The organism is Bradyrhizobium sp. (assembly GCF_017881085.1).
In the GTDB taxonomy this organism is placed as follows: domain Bacteria; phylum Pseudomonadota; class Alphaproteobacteria; order Rhizobiales; family Xanthobacteraceae; genus Bradyrhizobium.
On record NZ_JADGRI010000030.1, the window covers coordinates 19,511 to 27,025 of the forward strand.

At 63.3% G+C, this 7,515-nt stretch carries 7 protein-coding genes; 5 read left to right on the forward strand and 2 right to left on the reverse strand.

Going from position 1 to position 7,515, the window contains the following annotated elements; translation table 11 throughout:
* Window positions 1–5: 5 nt before the first annotated feature.
* The gene (locus QZ213_RS04925; protein WP_291684935.1) at window positions 6–1,022 is read right to left on the reverse strand and encodes an amino acid ABC transporter substrate-binding protein; all 1,017 of its coding nucleotides are present in this window, start codon (window positions 1,020–1,022) and stop codon (window positions 6–8) included.
* Window positions 1,023–1,354: 332 nt separating this feature from the next.
* On the opposite strand from QZ213_RS04925, the gene metC reads away from it, so the two are divergent.
* From metC to QZ213_RS04950, 5 genes are all read left to right on the forward strand, one after another.
* Window positions 1,355–2,548, forward strand: a complete 1,194-nt coding sequence (metC, locus tag QZ213_RS04930) for a cystathionine beta-lyase (RefSeq protein WP_291684936.1) — start codon at window positions 1,355–1,357, stop codon at window positions 2,546–2,548.
* A 286-nt stretch (window positions 2,549–2,834) separates the two neighbouring features.
* Window positions 2,835–3,635 carry a Flp pilus assembly protein CpaB gene (gene cpaB / locus QZ213_RS04935; RefSeq protein WP_291684937.1) on the forward strand — a complete coding sequence of 267 codons (801 nt, stop codon included), beginning with the start codon at window positions 2,835–2,837 and terminating at the stop codon, window positions 3,633–3,635.
* 44 nt (window positions 3,636–3,679) lie between these two features.
* Window positions 3,680–5,119 carry a type II and III secretion system protein family protein gene (locus QZ213_RS04940; protein ID WP_291684938.1) on the forward strand — a complete coding sequence of 480 codons (1,440 nt, stop codon included), beginning with the start codon at window positions 3,680–3,682 and terminating at the stop codon, window positions 5,117–5,119.
* Window positions 5,120–5,153: 34 nt separating this feature from the next.
* Window positions 5,154–5,894 (forward strand): CpaD family pilus assembly protein, encoded by a 741-nt coding sequence (locus QZ213_RS04945; RefSeq protein ID WP_291684939.1) that lies wholly within the window; start codon window positions 5,154–5,156, stop codon window positions 5,892–5,894.
* The gene (locus QZ213_RS04950) at window positions 5,891–7,150 is read left to right on the forward strand and encodes an AAA family ATPase (protein WP_291684940.1); all 1,260 of its coding nucleotides are present in this window, start codon (window positions 5,891–5,893) and stop codon (window positions 7,148–7,150) included. Before QZ213_RS04945 ends, QZ213_RS04950 begins: the two co-directional genes overlap by 4 nt.
* A 94-nt stretch (window positions 7,151–7,244) precedes the next feature.
* On the opposite strand, the gene QZ213_RS04955 is transcribed toward QZ213_RS04950, so the two are convergent.
* Window positions 7,245–7,469, reverse strand: a complete 225-nt coding sequence (locus QZ213_RS04955; protein WP_291684942.1) for a hypothetical protein — start codon at window positions 7,467–7,469, stop codon at window positions 7,245–7,247.
* Window positions 7,470–7,515 lie beyond the last annotated feature (46 nt).

The window sequence follows — 7,515 nt, forward strand, 5'->3', positions numbered from 1 at the left end:
GGCGATCAGCGGATCGGCGGCGCGTACTGAATTCCGCCCTTGTTCCAGAGCTGGTTGAGGCCGCGGGCGATGCCGAGCTTGGAGCCGGCGCCGACGTTACGATCGAATGTTTCGCCGTAATTGCCGACCGCCTTCACGATCCGCGCCACCCAATCCTTGGTGACGCCGAGCGACTCGCCGAGATTGCCGTCGGTGCCGAACACGCGCTTGAGCTCCGGCTTGTCCGATTTCGCCATGTCGTCGACGTTCTTCTGGGTAATGCCGAGCTCCTCGGCGTCGACCATGGCAAACAGCGTCCACTTCACGAGATCGAACCACTGATCGTCACCGTGGCGCACCATCGGGCCGAGCGGCTCTTTCGAGATCACTTCCGGAAGCACGGCGTGGTCGGCCGGATTGGCAAGCTTCAGACGCTCGGCATAGAGCTGCGACACGTCCGAGGTAAAGACGTCGCAGCGTCCGGATTCATAGGCCTTGACGGTCTCGTCCGCGGTGCCGAATGCGATTACCTCATACTTCATGTTGTTGCTCTTGAAGTAGTCGGCGAGATTCTGCTCGGTGGTGGTGCCGGTCTGCACGCAGACCGAAGCGCTGTTCAGTTCGAGGGCGGAATTCACCTTGAGGGATTTCTTCACCAGAAAGCCCTGGCCGTCGTAATAGGTCACGCCGGTAAAATTGGCGCCGAGCGAGGTGTCGCGGGAAAGCGTCCAGGTCGTGTTGCGCGACAGCACGTCGATTTCGCCGGACTGCAGGGCCGTGAAGCGATCCTTCGCCGACAACGGCACGAACTTGATCTTGGTGGGATCGTCGAAGATCACGGCAGCGATCGCGCGGCAGATATCGACGTCGAGGCCGGTCCAGTTACCCTTGTCGTCCGGCGATGAAAAACCCGGCAAGCCCTGGCTGACGCCGCAGGACAGCATGCCCCGGTCCTTGACCGTCTTGAGCGTTTGCGCTGATGCGGCCTGGGTCGAGAGAGCCGCGGCGAAAGCAAGGGTGAGAACCAGAGATACGCGTTTCATGACAAAGCCTTTCAAGGGTCGTCCGGGAACATTTGCTCGTCGTCGTGCACACCGATGGGCCAATCCTGTGATCCACTGCCGCAAATGCCGGTATGACAGGCAGTTTGGCGCGCAATCCGGTCAAACAATGGATCGAAGATCGCGGCAGGCCCCTCAACGTGCGGCGACTGAATAGTTCGCGGCATCACAGAACGACTGGCGATCCGGGTCAAGGGGTTGACGGCCCTCTTCCGTGTCCTGTTATTAACAAACCCGGCCAGTATCCGCCGCCTGGCGGGTTTGCTCAACAAAAAGGCGTCGTGGCTGCGGCAAAAGGTCTTGGTGGCGAACGCATGAAATCTTCCGGAGATGATGGAGTATCGAAGCCGCGGAAGGCAGAAACCACGCTGGTGACGGCCGGGCGCGATACCAAGGCGCAGAAGGGATTCGTCAATCCGCCGGTGGTCCATGGCTCGACTGTGCTTTATCCGACCGCGGATGATCTGCACGCCCATCGCGGCGAGTTCCAGTATGGCCGCCGCGGAACCCCGACCACCAAGGCATTGCAGCAGGCGCTGATGGCGCTCGAAGGTCCGCAATGCGCCGGCGTCGGTCTTGCGCCCTCGGGCCTTGCCGCGATCACCACGACGCTGCTCGCGGTGCTGAAAGCCGGCGATCATCTGTTGGTCTGCGACAACGCCTACCGTCCGACGCGAAACTTCTGCAACGGCCTGCTCGCCCGCTATGGCGTCGAAACCAGCTATTTCGATCCGTTGATCGGCGCCGGCATCTCCGGATTGTTCAAGCCGAACACCAAAGCGGTGCTGCTCGAAGCGCCGGGGTCGCAATCCTTCGAAATGCCGGACATTCCCGCGATCGCCTCGGTCGCGCATGCGCGCGGCGCGCTTGTGATCGACGACAACACCTGGGCGACCCCGCTGTTTCACCGCTCGCTGGAGCAAGGCGTCGACATCAGCATGCAGGCCGCGACCAAATATATCGGCGGCCACTCCGACATCATGTTCGGCACGATTTCGGCCAATGCCAAGGCCTGGCCGCTGGTCGCCGAGGCGATCCATCTGCTCGGCGTCTGCGCCGGGCCGGATGACGTGTTCCTGGCGATCCGCGGTCTGCGCACGCTGGCGGTGCGGCTGGCGCAGCATCATCGCTCCGGGCTCGAGATGGCGCGATGGCTGGCGGCACGGCCGGAAGTCGCCAGGGTGCTGCACCCTGCCCTGGAAAGCGATCCCGGCCATGCGATCTGGAAACGGGATTTTACCGGCGCGTCCGGGCTGTTCAGCATTGTTCTCAAGCCGGCGCCGCAACAGGCCGTCGATGCCTTGCTCGACACCGTCGAATTATTCGGCATGGGCTATTCATGGGGCGGCTTCGAGAGCCTCGTCATTCCGTTCGACTGCGCGGGCTATCGCACGGCCACCCCATGGGCGCCGGGCGGCCCGACCTTGCGCCTCCACATCGGCCTCGAAAATGTCGAGGATCTCAAGGCCGACCTTGCGCGCGGATTTGAGGCCTTCAACGCGGCATAGGACCTCCCTTAAGGCGCGCGCCCGCTCGATTCTCCGCCGGCCGTCGCGCCGAATGACCCTGTCGCTCCCGAACCGAACGACGTCAATCGACTGCAGCAAAGATCTGCGGATTCGTCCCGGGAACGATAACCTTCCGTTCACCATGAGGACAAATCGCTGACTTCCTTTCGGCAAACGGCCTCGCCTGCAAGTTCACTTATACTTTTACCGCTTAGTCATCCCTAGACGGGAAGTTCCCGCCTGCCTTGAGTACAAGAATCCCGGCGTAAAAGTAGCTAGTAAGCGTATGAATATCGCACGTATTGTCGTCCTGACCATCGCTCTCAGTGCGGGCGGCGTTGCCGCATATCTCGCGAGTGGGTCGGACAGCAAGCCTGTCCCAGCCGAACCAACCGCAAAACTGCAGACCGCGGAAGTTCTGGTCGCGAAGTCCGACATCGGCCTCGGCCAGACAGTCGGCCCCGACAATCTCCAGTGGCAGACCTGGCCGGCCGGAACCGCCAGCAATAATTTTATCCGCCGCAGCGATCGCCCCGATGCGACAACACAGATCGCCGGTTCGATCGCGCGCGCCCCCTTTATCGCGGGCGAACCGATCCGGGAGCCGAAGCTGGTCAAGGCCAACGGCTCCGGCTTCATGGCGGCGATCCTGCCCAGCGGCATGCGCGCCGTCTCGACCGAAATCTCGCCGGAAACCGGCGCCGGCGGCTTCATTCTGCCCAACGACCGCGTCGACGTCATCCTTTCGAAACGCGAGAAGAATGCGGCGCTTCCGGGTTCGCCCGACGCCGTCAACTCGGAGATCATCCTGCCAAACGTTCGCGTTCTCGCGATCGATCAGGCGCCGAAGGAAAAAGATGGCCAGAACAACGTGGTCGGCAAGACCGTCACGCTCGAGCTGAAAGCCGAGCAGGCGGAGACGCTGGCCCGCGCGCGCCAGAGCGGCACGCTGCAGCTGGCGCTGCGCAGCATCGCCGACATCAACATGGCCGAGAACCAAGCCGAAAAAGATCAGTCTCCGAAGCGAGGCGAGAGCGTCAACGTGGTTCGCTACGGCGTCCAAAGTTCGACGACGACACAGAAGTGACCGAAAGGACGTCCGAGATGAAATGCGGGGGAATTCAGCCGGCGATGCGAACCCTTTTGGTTCGCGCCCTGTCGATATCGGCAGTCGCCGCGCTGACGCTTGGTCCGGCCCTGACGCCGGTGACCGCCGCCGACACCAAGCCATTGCCGGCGGCCGCGGGCGTGCCGACCAAGACGCGTTTTCTTGCGCTGGGCATCGGCAAATCCGTGATTGTCGATTTGCCGCGTGACATCAAGGATGTGCTGGTCGCCGACCCCAAGATCGCCAACGCCGTCGTCCGCTCGCCGCAACGCGCCTACATCATCGGCGAGACCGTTGGTCAGACCAACGTCGTGTTCTTCGACTCCGACGGCCAGCAGGTTGCTTCTTACGATATCGCGGTCAAGCGTGACCTCAACGGCGTGCGCGCGGCCTTGCAGCAAAGCCAGCCGGGCATCCAGATCGAAGGCGTCGGCGACAGCGTGATGCTGACCGGTTCGGTAGCGAGTCCCGTCGAGGCGCAGCAGGCGGGCGATGTCGCCGCGCGGCTTGTGGGGGGCGCCGACAAGGTCGTCAACTCGATCGTCGTGCGCGGTCGCGACCAGGTGATGTTGAAGGTCACCGTCGCCGAAGTGCGGCGGGACATCATCAAGCAGATGGGCGTCGATCTCTCAGCCAGCATGAACTACGGCACCTCTGTCGTACAGTTCAACAACAACAACCCGTTCACCGCAAACAATGGACCGCTCGTCCCTGACAACAGCCTGATCGGGGCGGCCCTGAATAAATCCGGTGTACCGTCAGTCCAGGCCACCCTGCGCGCGATGGAAAGCGCGGGGGTGGTGCGGACGCTGGCAGAGCCAAACCTGACGGCGATCTCCGGCGAGTCCGCGACATTTATCTCTGGTGGCGAGTTTCCGATCCCGACCGGCGTCACCTGCCAAACGTCGGCGACGGGGACCATCGGAAATTGCGTCCAGACCGTCAGCTTCAAGAAATTCGGCATCTCGCTCAACTTCACGCCGGTGGTGCTGGCCGAGGGACGGATCAGCCTGCGGGTGATGACCGAAGTGTCGGAAGTCTCGGCCGAAAACGCTTTGACCGGCGGTCAAGGTGGAACGACGATTCCTTCGATCAAGACCCGCCGCGCGGAAACCACGCTGGAAATCCCTTCCGGCGGCTCGATTGCGATGGCGGGCCTGATCCAGGAGCAGACCAAGCAGGCCGTCAACGGCCTGCCCGGCATCGACGAGTTGCCGGTTCTTGGCGCGCTTTTCAGGAGCCAGGACTTCGTCAACCACCAGACCGAGCTGATGGTCATCGTCACGCCCTATATCGTTCGGGCGGTTGCCCAGAAAGAGCTGTCGCGCCCCGATGACGGGTTTGCACCGGCGACGGATTCCCAGTCGACGCTGCTGGCCCAGATCAATCGGATCTACGGCGTCGCCGGCCGCGTCGAGCCGGTCGGAAACTACCAACCGAATTTCGGTTTCATCATTGACTAAGCCGGCACTGCCCTAGGGGGACGAGGACAGAACGATGACAAACATGACAGCTGCCGATCGCCATCGAAGGCTGCGCCTGCTCGGTACGCTCGTTGGCCTTTCCGTGGCGCTGGGTGCGTGCAACCTGTCGGGCGGAGAAGTGGTGACGGCGAGCGTTCCCGACGATTACCGCCTGCGCCATCCCATCGCCGTCCAGGAAGCGAACCGCTCGGTCGTTATCTTCGTCGGCAATGCCCGCGGCGGCCTTTCCGTTCCCCAGCGCGCCGACGTCCTCGGACTGGCGCAAACCTGGGTCCGCGAAGGCACCGGCGCGATTGTGGCCGACGTGCCGGTCGATACGCCGAACGCACGGGCTGCGGCCAGCGCGTACGGTGAAATCCGGTCGCTGCTTGCGGCGGCCGGCGTGCCTCCCCGCGGAATTGCGCTGCATCACTACCATCCGGACGATCCACGAACGCTCGCGACGATCCGGCTGAGTTATCCGAAGATTGCGGCAGTCGCCGGACCCTGCGGGCTGTGGCCCGAGGATCTCGGCCCCTCACTCCTGAACAAGGGCTATTCCGACAATAAGCCGTACTACAATTTCGGCTGCGCCTCCCAGCGCAACCTTGCCGCAATGATCGACAATCCGGCCGACCTTGAGCAGCCCCGCTCCGAAACCACCGCCTACACCGCGCGGCGGACGGCGGCGTTCGAGAAGTATCGCAAGGGCGAGCCGACCGCGATCGCATATCCAGAGGCCGAGAAGGCCAAACTCAGCGACACAGGCAAATGATCAGCGCCCGCCGAAACTCCGAAGAGCAGCCGGACACCGAGCAGCCCGCGAACGATTACATTTCTCCGGCACCTCGCGTGTCGGTGCAGGCCTTTTGCGCGACGACGGAAACCGCCGCCGCGGTGCAGGCCGCAGGCGAAGATCGTCGCCTCGCCAAGGCCCATCTCACCGTCAAAATGGGCGGCATCGTCAGCGCCATCGATACCTATCACACCCAGCCTACCCCGAATGTGATCATCCTGGAAACCGAAGCCAACAGCGATATTCTCGCCGGCCTCGATGAACTTGCGTCGGTGTGCGATCCCGGAACCCGTGTCGTCGTGATCGGCGGCGTCAACGACGTCGCGCCCTATCGCGAACTGGTGCGGCGCGGCGTCAACGACTACGTCATCGGGCCGGTCGTTGCCCTCGATGTGGTGCGCTCGATTTGCAGCCTGTTCTCGGCGTCGGAGGCCATCGCCGTCGGCCGGATCATCGCTGTGGTCGGCGCCAAAGGCGGAGTCGGCGCATCTACCGTCGCGCATAACGTGGCGTGGGCGATCGCACGCGACCTCGCGCTGGATTCCGTGGTGATCGATCTCGACCTCGCATTCGGCACCGCCAGTCTCGACTACAACAAGGACCCGGTGCAGGGCATCGCCAATGCGGTGTTCTCGCCAGACCGGCCCGATACCGCACTGATCGAGCGCCTGATGGCGAAATGCACCGACCGTCTCAGCCTGCTGGCGGCGCCGGCGACGCTCGAACGCGTCTACGACCTCGGGGAGCAGGCCTTCGATGCGATCTTCGACACCTTGCGCATGACGACGCCCTGCATCGTGCTGGACGTTCCGCATCAATGGTCGGGATGGGCCAGGCGCGCGCTGGTCAGTGCGGATGACATTCTGATCGTCGCCGAGCCGGACCTTGCCAATCTGCGCAACGCCAAGAACCTGTTCAGCATGCTGAAAGCGGCGCGTCCCAACGACCAGCCGCCGATGTATTGTCTCAATCAGGTCGGCATGCCGAAGCGGCCGGAAATCGACGCGAAGGGTTTTGCCAAGACCATCGAAACCAAGCCGATCGCGTCGATTCCATTCGATCCGCGCTTGTTCGGTACGGCGGCCAACAACGGCCAGATGATCGCGGAAATCGCCTCACGCCACCGCACCACCGACACGTTCCTGCAGATCGCGCACCGGCTGACCGGCCGCGTCGAGGCCAAGAAGCCGCGCCGTTCGTTCCTGGCGCCGCTCCTCAAGAAGTTGCGGGCGTAAGGCCTGGAGCCTGTTCCGCCTCGAAAGCATCGAGTCGTGGCTCTCGCTCCAGCCCCGCCAATCGCGGTCGACGGCCCAGGCCTCCTCGCGGACGTCATTCAGGCCGGCCGCTTGCGGTCGTCTTCGTGCTATCCGCGAGTGCGCGTGCGCCCTCCTTGCGGGACAATAGTTTCTTGAGAAAAGCGACATTCGCCGTCGCCTCATCGGCCGGCTGATCGGCCTTCAAAATGCTTTCAGCCTCGGCCAGGCGGTCCTTCCCGATTGCGGTCACGGGCGCCCCGAACGAATTGGCTGGCGCCGGTTCCGCGGCGGCGGCCAAGAAGGCTCAGCCGGCCTCGATGTCCCGCAAGGGGTTTTCGATCTAA